Here is a 20,259-nt window from a genome sequence, read left to right as displayed (position 1 = left end):
TGCCTATTGTTTTAGCTGATCCCTTACAAAATCATAAACCTCTTCCATATCACCGGTGACAGCTATTTCCTCTGCTTTTTCACTTATGATTTGGTCATATCTTTCTTCACGAATTATTTTAAAAATATTCTCCTTTACTGCTTCGTAAGGGACATAATTATTTTCCACCCGTTCAATCGAGCGGACTAAATATAAACTTCCATTTTGGTCAATCACTTCCGTTGATTCACCATTTTCTAACTCAACAGCAAGTTCTAATACATCTCCGACTTCCTTTGCCCGTGATGATACCTCTTCCGATGATATTTCCATATGTTCATAATAGGGTTCCAGTCCAGGGAAGTTTTCCAAGGCGGAGCCCAGTGTGCGGCCATCTGCTAACTCTTTGTAAATCTGATTTAAATCCTCTTCTAAACTGTCAATTTCACTCTCTTCAAGTTCAAGCGCAGCATAGTAAATCTTAATAAACTCCATTTCGAAATCATCATGTTTCACAAACATCTTATCTTTATGCTCCTCGTAATAATTCCTGCCCTCCTCTTCTGAAATGGACATACCTTCATTTGTCTCATCGTTCATATACTTTTTCTGAAGACCGTCCAGCTCGTGTTCGATAAACATTTCCAGTGGAAATTCTTTTAATCCGTAGACTGGTTCACCCTTTTTAATTTTCTCGGCCCTTTCCTCATTTTCCGCCTCAAATCTCTCAAGCAAATCGCTATAGTTAATCGAATCCACATATCCGTTGTCTTTGGCTGTTTCATAAGCTGCATGTGTCAATGAAAGTGATTCAATTGTTTTGTCCGCCAGCATGCTATATGGTGTCTCACCGTCAAATTCTTGCAGCCAAAAGTCATTACTCGCCCCTGTTCCGTATTTCTTATGAAAGTATTGAGTTACAGCATCCTTTTCCCCGTTCATCGCTTGAAGAAATTCTTCTTCAGGAATTTTCTCATTTCCAATGGTTAAATCGAGTGTACTGCTGCCCTGCACACTGAAGATCGTAAAAATGGCCCCGATAAAAATCACAGCGAGAGAGGTGATAAACAGCTTCTTTCTTTGCGTTGTCCTTCTGAGCTTTTGTTTACGATTCTTATGTTTATTTTTCATCTCTGCATATCACCTCTGTCTTTCCACTTTTGCTTACATACACAAATTGGTTACCTGTTTTATCTATCCATAGAGATTGTAAATTTACTGCCGAAATTACGCTCCATCTTCTGCTTCCCGCATTTCTATAATGACCTCAGACGCATCATACAGTGTTTTATACGCTGCCTCAGAGATATGACCATTATTTTTTTGGTAGTTTAGAAGATCGATAAACCCTTGCATATGTTTAACGACTTTTGTTGCATCTTCCTGTTTTTCATAATGCTCTACTGCAGTTAAATGGAGCTGTAATTGGTGCACGGCTTGTTCATTTTCAAAAGCATCCGCTTCTGCAAATTGCTCAACAAGCAATGTAATATCATTCACGCTCTCTACTGATGGTTCTTGTTTTCTGACAGGAATAATTTCATGAATTTGCGGTTTCACCGCATCATTCCATTCCAGTTTAATTTCCAATACATGTTCATAACCGGATGTATCCAATGTGTTGAGAGAATCCGTTAATTCACCGATCTGATGCCAGCCATTCTCATCTCTTATCGTGACTTCTGCATTGGAAATAGCCGCTGGATTTTGCAGAATAACTATATCCTCCAGTTCCGTTTGCTTTGATAGTTTATAAGAAAGATAACCCGCTGTTTCATCTCCCCCGGGAGTATAAAAACTGGCTAACCTTTGATCCTTCACTTGACTTGCTTCATAGCCGCTTTCTCCTTCAGGATCAGCATCAACTGTTAAGTCTTCTTGCCCCGGGAGCGCTTTTCCTTCATTAACAATAATTTGATTCAGCGCAAACCAATACGGATGGTTTTCAGTGGATATAAGTCTGATATATCTTGCCTCCTGTCCATCTGCCTGAACACGCTTATAGCGATAAGGGACTTCATGATCCGGGAAGTTTAAGCTTCTGTCTTCCGGATTACTGAAAGTATGAATCGTTTCCCAGGACTCTCCATCTGCTGAAAGCTGTAATTCCCCTTCTCTAAAATAATCATTCTCTCCGTCGTTGATCACAACGGCTACATCCTCTACATCAATCATCCCGCCCATATCAACCTGTACATATTTTCCAGCATCCTGCATTCCTTCGAACCATACTTTGCTGCTTAAATTTCCATTAAAAATACTTTCCAGCTCGCCTTCATAGACATTGGCATAATTATGATTGATCACTGGCTCAGTAAATTTATTCAGCTCGATGCTTAATTTCTCCAGATCAAATGCCAGATTTTCCTGTGTCTTGTTCATGACTCTTACATAGGCGGCATTTGGGTATGTCTCATCATCTTGCATGATTTCCTGCCATTCCACGCCGTTTTCAGATGCTTCCAAAGTTACATCTGCATCTCCTGCTGCAAGTTCTATATCCTGAATCTGTTCTATTGTTTTTAATGCAATGCCAACATATTCTGATGGCTTCAACGTAATATCCTGCACGTTTTCAAGCTTTGCGGAAGTATCCGTTGTTTCCAGCCCGATATTTTTTAGTGCTTCCACATTTGTATGGACTTCCTCTGAAGCTTCGTTTACTGTAAATTCTCTTACTGCCGTCCATAAATCCGGTTTTCCGCCGGGAACACCTGCATGGGTGAGGCGATACCTGACATATCTTGCATCTATATTTACATCCTTCGCCTCTATTAAATGCCCGCTTCTCTCGTCACCAATGGTTTCCCATGTTTCTCCGTCTGTCGAATATTCCAGTATCCCTTTTTGGAAAATATCATGGTCTTCATCATCCCTTCCCTGAAGGATGCGAATGTTGTTTACCTGAACCGTTTTTCCAAGATCCAAGCCATACCAGTCTCCATTTTCCTGGATAATCTGCACGTATGCGAACGTGTTTTCATCCCCGTCTGTCATATTTCCCATATCTTGATTTTCATAAGAAGTGACAGGTAAATTAATCGTCGCCTGCGGATCAACCATGGTTAAAATCCTTGCATCCAATTGTCCCAATAATTCGTTTGCAAAAGGAATAAGGCGTTTTGCTCCTGCCTCAACGGTAACATCCGGAGCATTTAATTTTGCAACTGTGAATTCCTTCGATTTAGCCAGGGCAGTTGATGCTGATGCAAGTTCTTCCCATGCCTGTTCAGCATTTTCATTTTGTAATGCCATTACAGATTTCACAGCATGCTTATCAGCCTTAACAATGTAATGCAAACTGTTTAGCCATGGCTCTATTTCTTCTTTCATTTTTTCGTTCCTGCTATTTTCCTTAAAGCTTTCAATGGCTTCCAGAATTTTATTAAACTCTGCAATTAACGCTTCTCCAACTTCATCTACCGGTTCATCCTCGTGAAAGCGTTCTAAAAACTGGTTAAGTTCCTCTTTAATATATTCGGATTCACCCACAACAAGTCCATGCGTACTTGGTGAGGGATCACTTAAGTGACTTGCGATTGTTTTTAATTCCTCGGAAACATCCGGTTCAATGTATTTGAAAGAGTCCTGCCAGCTTTGCCCGTCGTCAAAATCATCCACATTCCACGTAAAATCCGCCACGGCAAATAAAGCGATTTTCGATAACTCAGCCTGCTGCATCGGATTGGATACAACACCGGCAATATTATGTGTGCCCGGCTCTAATATTTCCCCTTTGCCAAGCATAAGTCTTGAATCCACATAATCATTTACAGGCCAGTTCAACCATACAAATGGATCACGGCCGGTTAAATCCTTTGGCCACTGCATATCTTCTTCGTTAACCGAACCTACTACACCACTGCCCGTCCACATAATTTCCACATTTTCAGGCACATCTTGAAAGGCTTCCAAATAAGATTTGCCTGCCTCACCTGTCCATAACTGATTATAAAATGGCGGTGTGTACACGAGAGGTTCTACGTCTTCTTTAGAACTGGCCCATTCAGCCACATCTGTTATCAGCTTTACATGTTCATCCGTATCCTCCAGCGCCTGTGCCGTACTTATATCATCTAAAAATACACCGAATTGGCGTACACCGGCACTGTATAATTGATCCAGCTTTGTCAGTAATGTATCCAGTTCATTCTCATAATCATCCCAATTAATCATATTAAATCCGGGATGAATCGCCCAAATGAAATTGGTCTTTGTTTCATAGCCGACCGCTGCAAGCTCCTCGATTTTTTCCAACTCATCTTCCGGATAAAGTTCTCTCCAATGGCTGTTATGGTACTTATCATCCTTTGGTCCGAATATATAGGAATTCATTTTCAAATTCCCGCCAAATTCCATTAAGCTGATCCGGGATTCATGTGACCATGGAAATCCGTAAAACCCTTCGATAAATCCGCGCAGCTTTGTATCTGAATAATCTTCGTACAACATCGAATGAATTTCCCTGTCAGGGATTTGCTCGAAAATCATCTTCAGACTCGCCAGGCCATAGTAGGCTGCTTCTGTATCATTTCCCAATATGGCAATGGTTCCGTTTTCTTCCAGGTTCTTATCCATCGTTAATACATAAGGATCAATCTCATTGAAAATATCTTCATTATAATTCACGTTTTCATCGAAATATTGATCCACATATCCATCTGAATTTTTTGTCCCAATCATAATATTTGTCTTATCAGAAACAACCGCATCTGAAACACTTACTTGCAAGGACTTTCCTTCCAGAATGTCATAAAGGAATTCCAGGGACGGCTCGTCAATATCACTCTCGGCAATCACATTCACTTCTTCTGTTAATGTAAAATCAGAGCCTAAGTCCTCTTCATGCTGCGGCAGCGGGTATATTTCATAGCGGTCACTTGCTTCATTTTTAGTATTCACCTGATCAGCTGCACTGGCAGCTATAGGTGTAAATGGCGATATAATCAGCATGAATATGAGCAAAATGACAAAATTTCTTTTCATCGTTTCAGTCACTCCCATATAGCTGGATGTTCAGATTATCGCTTCACATACCGCCATAATCTGAACACCCTTTCATTTCCTCTTATATTGTTGGTTTTTTGATCAATTACTCGAGATGATCAATCAGCATATCGGCACCAGCTGTAAGTGTTTCATAGGCTTCATCAGAAATCTGTTCCTGCTCTTTTTGATGGTCAAGCAAGTGCTTAAATCCATCCAGATGCTTCACAACTTTTTCATTATCGCCTTTTTCCTCAAATTGTTCTATTGCTGTTAAATGAAGCTTTAAGGCACGAACAGCCTGGTCACTTGCAATGTCTCCCGATTCTTCATAGCGCTCAACCAGTTCAGTTAAATCGGATATATCTTCAACTGGATCATCCGGCATTTCCGGTTCCATTACTTTGTGAAGTGAAAATTGTGCAGCACTGGCAAAGCCATTCTGCCCATCTTCAGCAATAAATCTGACATACTTCGCTGTAACGCCATCCAGATCAATCGTTTTCACATAAGAATTGGATTCCCATGTTCCTGAAGACACATCTTCAAAGTTTTCTCCATCCATACTCACTTGCAGGCGATATTGTGTAATATGTCCGTTATTGGCTCCATCCTGCCTTGGTGTATATACAAATTTGCTTAATTCCGTTTCTTCTTCCAATTCAAGGCTGACATCAACCGGAAATGGGGAAGCTTCATCCCATTTTGAATGCCAGAACGTATCTAATTTTCCATCAAACGCAAGTTCAATCGGACCTTCCATTGATGTATTGCCTTGTTCCAATTCCTCGCTGGAAGCAGAAATATTCATCGTTTCCGGATCAATGATCGTTGGATCCACATATTTCCCTTTATTTACATGGAAAGAAGAAATAACGCCATTCAATGAATCAGTCGCGCTCCCGATACGTTCAAGCGGAAGGACCAGCGTGTTATAAGGCATTTTGGTTTCTTCCAATAAAGGTATTTCTTCTCCATCAACAAGAAGCCGGGTCTTTTCCACGTCTGTCACAAAAGTTAATGTTGTTTCTTCCCCAGGTGTTAACTTGTGGTCAAATGAATAGGAAAGATTGCCAAAGTCATAGCCAACATAGCCATTTTCATCTACGGCATAAATAGTCCCATAGTTTTGATAGGAGCGGTCGGCATAGGTTGCATCATTGCTTTTTTCAGCAATAACCTGGATTCCTTCCGTATCTTCCAGTGTCAGCGTAACTTCCATGGCCGCACTTGGACCCAATTCGGATAAGCCTGTTGTTACATAGCTTTCACCGCCGCGCAGCTCAAGTCCTTCCCCTTCTATAATAGCCGCATTCATTTCTTCTTCGACATCATAGCCATTTTCACTTTGGTCTTCACTGCCCTTTGTAAAGTCATAATCTACTACAGTTGAATCAGCGGTCTCAATATCGAAGGCCGGATTTGTACCAGCGGCATATCCTGTTTGTTCAAGCACTTTCTCAAATTCTTCATAGGATAAATCTGTGCTGCTTCCCCATGTTTTTTGAGCAATAGCCGGGATCGCTTCAAACGTACGGTCAAACATATCATATTGGGTAATACCATTTTCAAGCTGGCCCACTTTATCATTCCACAGGGCAAACATGGCTCCAAGGAATTGAGGGTTTGATTCATCAACAACTGTTCCATTTGAAAACCTATTCGGTTCATAATTCTGATATAAATGTTCAGGGTTCAGACGATCGTAATAGTAACCGGCTCTTGGCACGATATAAATTTGGGCGTCATCAATATTAATAATATCGAATCCTTCGTCAAGCATTTGGTTGGGATTGGCCCATCCTGTATTCCACACTTGCATCTGGACATCCTCCGACGTTACAGGTGTTTCGCCTGATTTATTTGTGAGGCTTCCCCAAAGCCGTACCGTCCGGTCTTTTTCATCACGGATAAACTTAAGCATGTCATCAACATATGCCCGGTATTCTTCCGCTCCGCCGTAATATTCATCACTGCCTATATGAATGGTTGAATCCTGGAATACAGGGTTTTCTCCATCGAGATATTCATTATAAATGGACTTGATAAACGGCAATGTATCAGGATGTGATAAATCAAGCATGGCTGCCGCTTCTTCAGGTGGCTTGCCGTTTACAATCTCTCCTTTATAATAAAGATCCGGACGGACTTTAACCATGGACAGGGCATGTCCTGGCGTATCAAATTCCGGGACAATTTCCATGCCATAATCAGAAGCATCAGATATAAATTGATGAAATTCTGCTTTTGTATAATAGGCATCTTCAGAAGTTAATGGAACCCCGTTCTCGCCGACAATATCTGATTCCATTCTAAATCCTGCATGCCCATTTTCGATGGCATCTTCAATGGAATCAAATAAACTCATTTCCAGTTCGTTATCATTTAAATGAATTTGAAAGTCATTCATTTTGTAGTAACTCATATTTTTCATATATTCATAGAGATAATCCAAATCTGTAAATTTACGTCCCACATCCAGCATGAATCCGCGGATTTCAAATTTTGGATAATCACGAATTAAACCATTCGCAATTTCATTCGAATCATTTGTTTTTAATATTTGCAGTAACGTTCTCGTTGCATAAAAAGCGCCAGTATATTCCTCGGCCAGGATTTCAATGTTTCCATTATTGATTTCAATACCATAACCTTCTTCACCATAAATGCCTTCTTCATCCTTCTTAAAAATAATGGCATTGGCATTTGCTTCTTGAATTGGAAGCTCCATGTTTTCCTCATCCATCAAGTCTTTTTGGAAAATTTCCGCTGCCTTTTCAAACGTTTCATCTTCAACTACTAAACTGGTTGAATCGTCTATGGTCATTGCCCCTTCGAAACCATACCATTCCTGGAGAGCGGGAATAACATCCGGCTTCTCATTAACCCCTTCATCAGCATGTATTCCTTCTACCGGAACGGTAAATTCCTTCGTTTCGTCAGGTTGATTTTCTTTCGCCAATTCCAATGTCACTTTTACTTCTTTATCAACCAGCGGATAAACCACATTCCCTTCCAAATCAATCACCGGCAGTGCATTACTTCCCACAACAGATAACTCACCTGTTTTTGCTTCTGGAAGATCCAGCTTTGCGTTCTCTTCATCAATCACAAGTTCCGTTATTTGGGAGAGTGAGTCTATTTCATCAGGCTGTTCTGTGGTGGTTGTTTCCGAATAGACTTCCACCTCATTAATACTCACATTTGGCCAGTCATTTGCGCCGCCATCATATTCTGTTATATCAAGACGTAAATACCTGGCATTCACTGCATTATCCAGATTTAGCATTTGCCGTTGAATATTCGATTTTTCCGTTTGCTCGTCATACGGAAAATACTGCTCTCCATCCTCGGAATAGCTTAAATTAAATGCAATGATATTGCTTTCTTCCCGTTCCCAATTAATAATGACGGACTGTACTTCACTTAATTCATGCAGATCAATTTCAAGCGTTCTCGTTTCTATTTCCCTGCTGAGATCTGTCGCCCAGCGTGTCGTAAAATCACCGTCTATGGCTTTGTCCGCTGTAAAATCCGTGTTTGCTTCTACATTTGATGCCGTTGCTGTTTTTCCTTCTGCCAGGTTATCCGTTCCCTTCACAGCTGCAGCATCCAGTTCTTCCAATACTTCAAATTCATAAACGGAGACAGTCGGCCAGGAAACCGGCCCCTCCACATCAGGTGCATTCTCATCAAAGTCCGTGATGACCAGCTTTACAAATTTAGCGGTTATTGCCTCCTCAAGTTTAATTGTTTCTATCCATTGGTGCTTATTTTCATTTGATTGGTAAATGGTTTCAAAGTCCTCTCCATCATTGGATACTTGAATCGAATATTCGTTGACATTCGCTCTTTCCCAATGTATTTTAAAGCCTTCGATTGTTCTGGCTTCAGGATATTCCGCCTGCAGCCATTTCGGGTCTTCTTCAGTAGCAAGCGTTGCATCACTTGCCCATCTGGAATCCTCATCCTCATAACGATTATACTGACCATCAAATGCTTTTTCCGGTCCCCACTCAGCATCTTCTGAACCGGAAGCAGTGTAAATTGGTTCATCTATGCTTTCCGCCTTAACCATATTCATGGGTGATAAGACACTTGGAAAAATTAAAACCAAAGCCATGAACATAGTGAATAATTGTTTGATCGATCTCTTTTTAACCAAGATAAGTTCCTCCTTAAATAACAGGAGGAAGGAATACTCCCACCTCCTGCGGAATACATTGGTAAATTAATTTTCCTCTCCTGCTCCTTGTTCAGCCACGAAAACCCACTCCAACTCCAGTGAGTCACCTTGGAATTGGTTTTGATCTTCGCCATTATCGACAAAATTAAGCTTCACAACTAAATCATGCTGATCTCCTGCCGGCAATCCTTTTTCCCCAATAGCCGGATAGAAAATATGCTCATTGATCGCTTCAGGAGTCATTTCTCTTAATTCGCCCAGCGTTGTTTCATAAATTACTTCATCCAGATTATTGACATTGTACAGAAATTCCACTTCGATGTGTTCACCAAAATCTTCCGTATTGTCACCTTCTGCATCAATAACATGATAATCCGTTTCCAAATATACTTTTTCTATATCCAATGAGCCTGTGTTTTGCAGTTCAAAGTCACGGATCATGGAATCTCCCGGTGCGAGATTGTCCACTTCAAGAATTGCTGCAGGTTCAGCCGTTAAATCAATTGTCCCTGCTGAAAATGTGTTATTCGTCGTCTCACTGTCACTGAAATAAGCAAATGTTCCGCCGCCAACTAACGACAATCCCAGTGTCATTGATAAAATTCCTATACCTAATTGCTTTTTAAGTTTCATATATTTTATCTCTCCTTCTGTTAAGGGGTATTCGGAAACGGTTTTCACCTGTTTATCCGAATACCCGATTCTTTTTTGTCATTCCAAACTAATTCGATCTTTACTCTAATTCATCAATCAGCCTGTTTGTCCCATTCATGAGCGTGTTATAGGCTCCATCGGAAATTTGTTCTTCTGCACTGTAATGATCGAGTAACACTTTAAATCCGTTGAGATGATTAACGACTTTTTCATGATCCCCGGTTCTTTCAAATTGTTCTAATGCTGTTAAGTGAAGTGTCATAGCACGAACAGCCTCATCTCCTGAGATGTTGCCGGTTTCATCATAATGTTCAACAAGCTTCTTCAAGTCAGAGATTGCTGATACAGGTGATACGATTTTTTCAATCCGAAGATTATCCAGGATGAACGTGCCTTCCTTTGTATGCATATTGACCGACGTTCCATCATTGAAAATACCGATGTACGTCTGTCCATTTTCAGCGCCTGTTACAGTAAATTCCGCTGTATTCGTATCTGTTGCGGAAGAGAGCTGTTCATTTACAGTTAAGCCTTCTGCATCATCAATGTTTCTGACATCAATTTCTTCATCACCGGCAATAAATCGGTAAGATTCAGCCGTTGTTTGATAATCAAAATTAACTTTATAGGTTGCTCCAGGTTCAAAATGGAAATGCTGTGGAATGGTGCGGTAATTCAGACCGCTGTTTCCGGTATTGATCTTCAGGGACCAATTACCATCGATAACATCGTCTACTGCATTATCTGCCCAGCCTTTTTGGGTATATGGATCATGCAGCTCAGACAGATGAATTCGATTATCTTCCACGCCCTCTGTATTGCCCATTACAAACGGGTAAATACCCTGCACAACTGATTCGAAGTCCTGTGTAAACACATCTTCTGATTCATGGTTTGTCAATGTTTTTTGAACGATTCGGATATCATCAAATTTCGTTTGTCCTTCTCCGGCTTCACGGCCCAGTTTAATTGTTGCTGTATCATCTGCTGCTGTAAAGCTGACCTGCATCCGCTGCATTTTACTGTCATAGCCGTCATTTGTGGCATGTGAATCAGCTTTGACATAGTTCTTTTGCAGGCTGCGCCATGTAAAGTTGCTTACATCCTCTTCCCCGCCAAGCACTTCCAACGTTGCTTTCACATCACTTTTATTTTCCACATAAACTTCTGCCACATAATCGTTTCCTGGTTCTAAGTCCGTTAACGTACGTGACACCGTCGTCTCCTCATCCGGACTATCAAAATTCAGGTAATAATCGCCGCTGCTTAAATTGCGGGCCGTACCTGTTTGGGCTGTTCTTTCCACGTTCACAGATTCAGCGTCCCCATCTACGGTTGTATATTCATCCTCAATGGTTCCTGTATTAAATCCTGTGTCATAAACATGAGCTTCCGTGCTCCATTCATCCACTTGGACACCTTCATCATCGCCCGCAACAACGATATATGGGGTTGCAGCTTCAGCAGTCAGTGTCACCTGATTATCGATTACTTCCACTTCCTGCCTGTCCGTTCTGCCCTGGTCTGTGAGCTTGTACACTTCTACGCTGGAAATGCCTTCATACTCATCCGGTAGTGTCCATACAGACTCGCCGCCCTCCAGATTCCAGTGATATAACTTTTCAGAGTCAGGTGTCTGTGTTTCAAAGTCCTGCTCCACCCAAGGTATTAAATACTTGCTTCCATCAAGAACGACTTCATCATTTAAAGTAATGATACGTTCTCTGGAATCGTCTTTTCTCGTAACCACAACCACATCGCCATTGCTTGGATCTTCTAATTTAATTTCTTTTTCCAAGTTTGTTTCGGTTGGATCACCATCTGTTTTTTCCCAGTTTGTCACATAGTATTTCTGTAAAAACTTCGTTGGTATGTTGATATCAAATGTTCTATGGATAAAGTTGTCAAAGTTTTTATCCGACTGCCAGCCTTCAAACCCGGCTAATTCAAACCCTCCAAGTAATGGATGGTCCGCTGTTCCGCCGGCTTCCGGCCAGTTTAATACCCAGGAATCTTTTTGGTGGTTGCTGACAAACCGTAATGCATCTGAGTTAAGTCCTTTATTTTCAGGACCTCCATAGTTCTTATCCGTAGCCCAGTGCTGCCAAGTCGAGCTGTTTGGCATAGCATCACCAAATTCTGTAGTTAATCTTAACCCCATGCCATTTAGTTGTTCTGTAATCCGGTTCGATTCCCATTGATCCTGATACCATACATCTAAATAGACAAAGTCAAGACCAGGTGCTGCTTCATTTAATTCAGCAAGTCTTTCCGCTCGTCTGCCAGAGTACAAATCATACAATTTATCAATGACATAAGCCTGGTCTATCCAGCCCCAGCCGCGGGAATTCGGCCCTTCAATCAGGTCCTCATCAAATGCTTTTGCCTCTGGATAAGTTTCCTGCGCGTTAATATGAACACCAAATTCAGCGTTGTACTTATGGCCTTCTTCAATGAGCGTGTTTAAATCTTCTTCTCCACCTATTCGTTCGCCGACATTCCCGTAATCAGGATGTGCACTATCATGCCCTTCACTGCCATATCCCTTTAATAAAACAGGCTGTTTTAAGCCATCTGTTGCAAGGGCAACTTTCTTCACATTATCCAAAGACTTCAGGAATGGCTGTGGTGCTTGTGATCCAAAGTTCATAACTATACGTGTTCCGACAAGATTATTCACGTCTTGCCATCCCTGGATATCTTGCATAATATCCCTGTAAGCTATGGCAGCATCCTGCCAGTCTACTTTATTATCTTCATTCACGTCTTCTGCAACAGCAACCTTGATAACAGGATTATTTGAGGAAGGTTCCGGCATAAAATCTCTATGATAAAAGAGTGCATTAGAGCTTATCCCTATTGCCTTATCCCCATTTTCAGTTTCATAGCGATTCGCCAGAAGGTTATGGTAGCCGTCCACTTCCGAGCTGGACCATACACCTGCACTTAGTTCACCTGTTGTTAAAAATGCCATGTAGTGACCGGAAGAAGTACCTAATTCTTCCAAGGATGAATCAATTTCAATGTCAGTATCACCCGGTTTTGCGACGTCAGTGCTGATATTTGCTAATTTGGCTTGTGCATCCTGTTGACTTGCATCTGCTGATATAAGGTTCATATCTGCAAGTTCAAACTTTTCAATTCGCGTTTCAGCGTCATTACTGACATCTTCAAACTCATAAATTACTTTATTATCCTCTACTTTGAGGGACAAAGTAAATACTGCATCAATGTCTTCAAAGCTGTCTTCCACATGCATGGTATATTCTGCTTCATCATCGCTGATTTTTTGGAAGCTGACTTCAGGATAATAAAGCATGTCATTTACTTTTAATCCGTAAACAGGTGTTTCCTGACCTGTCATCATTTTCCCGTCCACATCATATTCAATGACCCGCGGGAACGTTTCGTCAATGGTCACATCCATATAGTCGGAACTTAGCACATTTTCTACCGGATCCGTGTCAGGCGGTTCCGGAGCAATATATTCTTCCATGCTTACATTCGATATCGTGATATTTGCTGCACCGCGGCTTTTTTCAAAACCGAACAGTCCTTTTTGATCGACACCTTCACTTTGTGACCAGGACCCCATTTTTCCACCATCGATATACAATGCTGCCATATCATCGATAATTCTTACACGCAGACGATATGTTTCATCTGCTTCTAAAGGGACACCCTTCGTCATTGAGGTCCAACTGTTGACATCCCCGAATATTTCACTGAAATATTGATCATTTTGATCGCCGGTTCCAACATACTTGTATTCAGAGGCATCCTGAACCCGGTAAATGAAGCCAAACCGATTTAAATCGGTGTCCGGTGTAATATCCGCTTCAAAAATTCCATTTTTAATTTCATCTGCTTCACTAAATACAATTTTATTCTTTCCATACGAAGTGACACCAAAAGTGGCGGAACCATCGTCATTGTATGTTAATGTTCCGTCGCCTTCGATCACTTCCAGGTCCCCTTCTTCAAGTGCACTGTTTTCTTTTATTGAATTGCTTTTTACATTTTCATAGGTTTTTACTTCTGATCTATTTTCGGATTTACCTGATTCCTCTTTCGTATCCTTTGCTGCAATGTTCTCATGTCCCTCCGCAGCCGCATACACTGGAGGTGAAAATGCGGTTAACATGGGAGATAACAGCAGCATGAAAGCAAATAACAAGGCAAAGCTCTTTTTTGTTATGTTTTTCGGCACTAATTTTTTACCTCCTTCAATAAACAGTAAAATGTGCTCCGCAATATTACATTACTTTTTTATTATTTTCCCCCCTTTCTCATGACCTGTAATTGATATGTGCAGAGAACTCTACCAGTATAAATATAAAAATACTTTAATTGAAGCGCTTTCACAATAAGAATGTTGTTGTATATTTTATAATTATTGCTTAATTATTATATTATTTAGTAAATTAGTACAATAGTATGATATTCCTTTTTGGAAATATAGACATAAAGACTCAAATAAAATGTGTAATATATCTTTTTAACTAGATGCTTTTGAATGTACTGGATTAGAAAGATAATCGGGGTGAAAACTTACCAAAAAACCTCTATTCAAAAAAAATAGATACATAAACGGTCATTGCATATTAGCCATATCAAAGTGTATAGCCGGATCCGCTTTCTAACATAAAAAAGCTTGAAAAATCCCATGACAGGAATTTTCAAGCTTTCTCATATGACACGCAGGCATGGAAGTAATAAGTCTGCTGTTCAAATGGATGAATTGTTTTTATCGTGTTGGTGAATCGCTACACAATGCCCCCTGCCCTGCTTACAGATCAAAATTTGCTGTATCAGCAGCTGGATCGTTCCAATGTGCTGAAGCAATCCTCCCGCACCTTATTATCGGCTACCATGATCCCTAAATTAATTCGGTATAAAATTTGCAGCGATCTCCGCGTACGATGGATTTACAAAATTCTACTGGTCTTTTTGATGTATCGTAAGCAATTCTTTCCAATAACAGCGCGGGGGAGCCCGCCTCTACTTCAAGATGATGTTTTTCTTCTTCACGGATTAAAATCGGTTCAAAGGTTTCCTTCGCCGTGTTTACTACAACGTTAAAGTGAATATTCAATATATCATAAAGCGGAGTGTACCCTACCAACTTTAATTTGTCTGCATCATCTATAATGTTTTTTGGCAGATAGGAAGTTTCTAGAATAATAGGTTCTTCGTTAGCATGTCTTAACCTCTGAAGAGCGACCACCTTATCTCCTTTTTCGATTTCTAATTCTTTTGCCACTTTATGGGATGCTTCAATTATTTTTACATCCAGCACAATATCCTTTGGCTTGAGCCCCTTCTTGCTGAGTACTTGACTAAAACTATAAAAAGCGGATAAAGATTGTTCTATTTTTGGCAGGCTGACAAACGTCCCTTTCCCCTGTACACGATAAAGAATCCCTTCCTGTACTAAATCTTCAATTGCTTTTATGGCAGTATTTCTGCTTACGCCAAATATTTTATACAGTTGGTTTTCCGAATAGATTTTTTCCCCTGGTTTCCATATTTTCTTATCTATTTTTTCAATAATATGTTCTTTTAATTGCTGATACAGTGGTACAAAACTAGACGGATCCAATTGAATTTTTTCCATACAATTCTTCTCCTTATTCTATACGATAAAAAAGTAAAACAGATATGTATCCATCATCCATCTATTATTCTACCAGATAGCTATAAAAATACTCAAAATAATGTAATTAAATTCAGGGGATGATGACGTTTTTTTGAGATTGCATTGGTATAAAATATACCTCTCAATGAATGTATTTGTCACAGTATAATGGTATCAGGTTACTTGGACGTCCTTATCCTGTGCTGGTCCTTAACATTTTCACTGTAAAAACAAGGGAACCTTTAAATAACTGCGAATTAAGGTTCCCTTGTTTATGCTTTTCCCTATTTTAGAGTGTAAGGGTATCTGATGAAGGAATAGGAATAATATTCATATGGAGTGTTATTCCTCCCATTTCTCTATTAAAGCATCAGCCTTCCTTTCCAGTGTGTGAAACGCCTTTTCCGAAATCAATTGACTATCCCTTTGATGATTCAGTAATAATTTAAACCCTTCCATATGTTTAACAACTTTTCCTGCCTCTTCAGTTCCTTCATAATGACCAACAGCTGTCAAATGCAGCGTTAGCGAACGGGCAGCGCTGCCTTCAAATTCCCCTTCTTCTTCTAATGCTTCTACCAGTAATTTAATGTGGGCTGCACTAATTTCTCCATCGCCGGGTTCTAATATATTCCCGATTTCATCCATCGTATCAAAAGATGTATTTAAAAGCAGCGACCTTGTAATGGAAGCATCAAACTCGGTATCTTCCCTTGCCTCCAGGGTGATCGTGGCTACTATTTCATCACCTTCCAATGTGGATTTTGAACCTTTATTCGAAAACGCAGCCATTATTCTTTGTCCATTTTGTTTTGAGTAGTTTAACATATGTTCACTGGCATCTGTGGAACGGACCCCATCCTCTGCCAATTTGAATTTACTCGTATCCAGCGTCATTTCCAAACTAAATGCATTTATATCCTGTAGGCCGTTCCCAATAATGTCTACTGTGAACGTTTCGCCTTGTTCCAGTTGTTGTTTACTCGGTCTGAGATCCAGCGCTCCTTCCAGTGTATTTCCGGTTTCTTCCAGAGGTTCATCTCCCAGATGACTTGCTACATACATCAAATCATAGGCGTCGATGACTCCGTTATAATTAATATCCCCTTTCACTACCTGGTCCCAGGCACTGTCTGTGTCGTCAACACCCATGTAGCTCGCGAAGAAATTCAGATCCTCTTCGCCTATTTCTCCATCAGCTCCATCAGATATATTTTTCCCTACAACCCATCCTTCCGTTTTATCTTTCTTATATGGACGGAACTCTCTGGCAGATCCGAAACCGCCAACACTATCTGTAATCGTTATTTTTATATATCTTGCATGTACGGTTTCATCAAAATCAATCGTTTTAAGCTGGCTGCTTCTTTCAAACGTACCGTCCTTCACAATATTTTTATATGTTTTACCATCCAAGCTGACATCCAGATCATATTTCAGGATCGTTCCGTTCCCGGCATCCACTCTTGGCAGGTATTCAAATTTATCTAAATCATAAGCAAGCTGCATATCAATTTCAAATGTGTGCGGCAGCGTTGAGTCTCCCCAATCGTTATGCCATTGCGTATTTTCATCTCCATCTACAGCTTTCCAGGGTTCCTCGCCGGGCTGGTAGTTGCTTGCAGTGGCAGTCATATTTTCAGGTACATTCCTGAAAGGATCAAGGTCGGTTCTGACTGTTACTTCTTCACTCCATTCGGAAGCTCCTTTGGTATTCACCGCTCTTATTTGATACGTATAGTCTGTATCATAGTTTAAATCAGTGTGGATAAAATAAGGGTCTTCGTCTTTGTTGGCAAAAACGTTACTGTGAACGATGCCGTCTATCATCAATTCATATTGTACATTTTCCCCTTCCACCTGATCCCACTCCAATTTTATTTCCTCAGCAGTAACTTCCTCTTCATCAGCCCGCAAATTTGCCGGAGTTTCAGGAATTTCGTCATCAATTACATCGTCTTCCGGTGTATTATTAAAACCATCGACAGTTAAAACAACCTCATTTTCAGTGATATCTGCTTTTTCTGCTTTTACATATAGTTTTGGTGTCGTAATTATTTCTGTCTCTTCAAACGCTGAGCCTTCTGTAGAATATTGATTTAAATCCGGCGCTTCGTTATAGAAAAATACGTTATCCGATGCTTCATAATCTTCATTTGTTTCTACTTCCGTTAATTCGATTTCCCTATCCCCTATTACCACGGTTACATCTTCCGGTTCCTGATGCGTGTTGACGATGAATTCTGTACCTCTGTCTTTAACCATGCCATCATATCCGTTTCCTTCTGCCTTATCAACGGTAATAACAGCCATATCATCTTCAACAGCTGAAGTGATCTTCGTTCTCATGTTTTTATTATCTTTATAATCTACGCTCTTGCCATCATCCTCATACATGGTGAACGCTGATTCACCTGAAGGGTATACATCGAAAATTCGATTTTCAGTACCATCCAACTCATCAGGTGAGTTGTTTTCCGGCGCCATCGGTATAATCGCCCCTGCTTTTACAAAAACAGGCGTCTTCCATAGTGGGGCTTCGACATGATGAACCACTGAACCGCCGTTATATTGTTCACCTGTAAAGTAGTCTATCCAAACCTGATCCTCATCCGGAAGATATATTTCATTCCTTACCCCGGCTTCATGGTCGCTTTCCTTATAAACAGGAGCTACTAAAAGACTGGGTCCCCACATATACTGGTACTGTGTTTCTGTACCATACGTATATGGATCTTCCGGGTACTCTAGCATCATTCCTCTTACCATGGGCATTGATTCAGACGCAGACGCTTCAGCAATCGTATAATTATACGGCATCATTTGTGCCTTCAGCTTCAAATACATTCTATTAATAGATGCATAGGGTTCGCCATAGTTCCAAGGATTTTTCTCATGGGTATAATCATCACCGCTTGAAGCCCAGCCATCCATATCTAACTGAAGCGGAGTAAAGGCTTTCCACTGAAAATCTCTCGTTTGAATGACTGCATCTCCGCCAAATATACCGTCCATATCTGAACCGATATTCGGATTACCTGATAAGCCTGCGCCAATATATGTCGGGATATGCATTCTTATATATTCCCAGTTACCTCCATATTGGTCGCCTGACCATAGACCTGCATACCTTTGTGTGCCTGCCCAGCCATTCAATGAAACTACGAAAGGACGTGCACCGCCTGAATTTTCCACTTTTTCAATCCCTTCTGCAGCCAGGCGCTGAGCATCCAAAGCCATAGAATAACCAGGTCCGACCCAGGCAACATCTGTTTTAATACCTCTTGTTCCCGCTTTCACTTCTGCATCCAGGTCTCTTCGCAGTGGATCATCTTCCGGCAAACTGGGATCTGGTTCAAGTGTACTCTCTGTCCATAAAGCTGTTTTTACATTCTTCTCTTTTGCTGCATCAGCAAATTCTTCTAAGTTATCCACTCCGCCATACCCGCAGCTATAACCGTCATTTGGTGCAAACCAGCCTAAAGGCATATCATTGCCGACATAACGGTTTAAATAATTCATTCCATCAACCATGAGCGTTCTTTCATCCCCATGTCCATTATGTGTGCCATTAAAGCAATCCAAATGCCCCAGATAAAAAGCAAACTTTGGCAAAAGTGCCGGGCTTCCTGTTAATTCTGTATATTCATTGATGATGTCAGGTATAGAATCTTCGACGAAATAGTAGGCATCGAATCGTTCTTCAGCATGCTCAAATGTAGCAGTTGCAGAGAAATCATAGAATCCCGGCTTAAAAGTATTACGCATCACACCATATCCGTCCGTACTTAAATAAAATGGTACAGGACTTGATGCAGCACCGGCATCCCAGCCGCCGCCTACGGAAATATTTATCGATTCATTTTTATGTGAGTAATAACCGTTTTGCTGACCGCCGCCATAAAAATACTCATCTTCATTTGTAGAGAGTGTTTGCACTGTATTATTATTCTCATATTTCAGCGGAGCAGCCTCTTCCCAAAGCACCTTGGATTGTTTTTTATCATATAAACTCATTAATGATGTTTCCTTTTCAATCCTTAATTCCACTGCCTCCGTAGTTACCTTGTGAAATTCTGAATCCTCTTCCATACTTACTTCTATTGATCCATATTCCTGTTTGTATTCGCTTTCATTTTTATTAACCATTTTGGTTTCATGATCCGGGCTGTTGGGTTCCGGGTAATCGGGAAACTCTTTTTCCGGATCTAAATGAAATCGAAAAAGATTTTCCTTCAAAAAGGTTAGCTTTATTCCTTCTCCTGTAGATAAATCGATATAAACATCGTCTCCATCCTGCGTAATATCTTCTACTGCACCAATTACCCCTTCTTCTCCGGCTGCAGCTGCACTGTCTCCATCCTTGGTTACAGAGGCAGCTATCATTAATAGCAAATAACCAATAATAAACATACTCGTTATATTTTTTAGCCGTCTGAGTTTATTCGTAGTGTTTTGCATTTTAACCTCCACAATATATTCAGTTTCTTCAGGCATCACCCAGTTGAGATCCTCTACAAAAATTCATTCCAGCCCATCCCTCACTCCCTTTCTTTTTTTACTTTCCATGGCGGTAAATATAAACTTTATTTATCATTTGCCACTGAAAGCCATGTATAGTTTAAATTTTTCGACCATTCATCCACATTGTATGGTTGTCAGGTTGATGGGTCAACCCATCTAATTACTCATTTTTAAAGTCTTTCTTTTTCAGTTTTGCATAAAATGCACTATACCAAATGACCTAATAGAATGGAAGATTGACATACAAATTGAAGCTTTGAATACTGCGGAGGGGTTTTATAACCTTTGCATA

7 protein-coding genes are annotated in these 20,259 nt (G+C 40.5%); all 7 read right to left on the bottom strand.

Features of this window, described 5'->3' with window-relative positions; translation table 11 throughout:
* Nucleotides 1–3: 3 nt before the first annotated feature.
* Entirely contained in the window at nucleotides 4–1,110 is a 1,107-nt protein-coding gene (locus GHD25_RS13825) for a peptidyl-prolyl cis-trans isomerase (RefSeq protein WP_164217809.1), read from the bottom strand.
* 96 nt (nucleotides 1,111–1,206) lie between these two features.
* Nucleotides 1,207–4,965, bottom strand: a complete 3,759-nt coding sequence (locus GHD25_RS13820) for a beta-N-acetylglucosaminidase domain-containing protein (protein WP_164217807.1) — start codon at nucleotides 4,963–4,965, stop codon at nucleotides 1,207–1,209.
* Nucleotides 4,966–5,071: 106 nt separating this feature from the next.
* A complete protein-coding gene (locus GHD25_RS13815) occupies nucleotides 5,072–9,130 on the bottom strand; it encodes a discoidin domain-containing protein (protein WP_164217805.1) in 4,059 nt (1,352 codons plus the stop codon).
* A gap of 66 nt (nucleotides 9,131–9,196) precedes the next feature.
* Entirely contained in the window at nucleotides 9,197–9,784 is a 588-nt protein-coding gene (locus GHD25_RS13810) for a CalY family protein (RefSeq protein WP_164217803.1), read from the bottom strand.
* Between the two features lie 100 nt (nucleotides 9,785–9,884).
* On the bottom strand, nucleotides 9,885–14,015 hold the full coding sequence (locus tag GHD25_RS13805; protein ID WP_240452370.1) for an endo-alpha-N-acetylgalactosaminidase family protein: 4,131 nt from the start codon (nucleotides 14,013–14,015) through the stop codon (nucleotides 9,885–9,887).
* A 669-nt stretch (nucleotides 14,016–14,684) separates the two neighbouring features.
* On the bottom strand, nucleotides 14,685–15,422 hold the full coding sequence (locus tag GHD25_RS13800) for a GntR family transcriptional regulator (RefSeq protein WP_164217801.1): 738 nt from the start codon (nucleotides 15,420–15,422) through the stop codon (nucleotides 14,685–14,687).
* 363 nt (nucleotides 15,423–15,785) lie between these two features.
* Nucleotides 15,786–19,904: a discoidin domain-containing protein gene (locus GHD25_RS13795; protein WP_240452369.1), complete on the bottom strand. Its 4,119-nt coding sequence runs from the start codon at nucleotides 19,902–19,904 to the stop codon at nucleotides 15,786–15,788.
* Nucleotides 19,905–20,259: the final 355 nt, after the last annotated feature.

The sequence above is a fragment of the Virgibacillus aidingensis genome (assembly GCF_010994035.1).
In the GTDB taxonomy this organism is placed as follows: Bacteria; Bacillota; Bacilli; order Bacillales; family Amphibacillaceae; genus Virgibacillus_N.
The sequence above is the reverse complement of the archived record's forward strand: the minus strand, read 5'-3'. Positions and strand labels throughout refer to the sequence as shown.

Coding starts and splice junctions, on each gene's coding strand:
- GHD25_RS13795 (WP_240452369.1), bottom strand. CDS start 19,904: ATGCAAAACACTACGAATAAACTCAGACGGCTAAAAAATATAACGAGT.
- GHD25_RS13810 (WP_164217803.1), bottom strand. CDS start 9,784: ATGAAACTTAAAAAGCAATTAGGTATAGGAATTTTATCAATGACACTG.
- GHD25_RS13800 (WP_164217801.1), bottom strand. CDS start 15,422: ATGGAAAAAATTCAATTGGATCCGTCTAGTTTTGTACCACTGTATCAG.
- GHD25_RS13820 (WP_164217807.1), bottom strand. CDS start 4,965: ATGAAAAGAAATTTTGTCATTTTGCTCATATTCATGCTGATTATATCG.
- GHD25_RS13825 (WP_164217809.1), bottom strand. CDS start 1,110: ATGAAAAATAAACATAAGAATCGTAAACAAAAGCTCAGAAGGACAACG.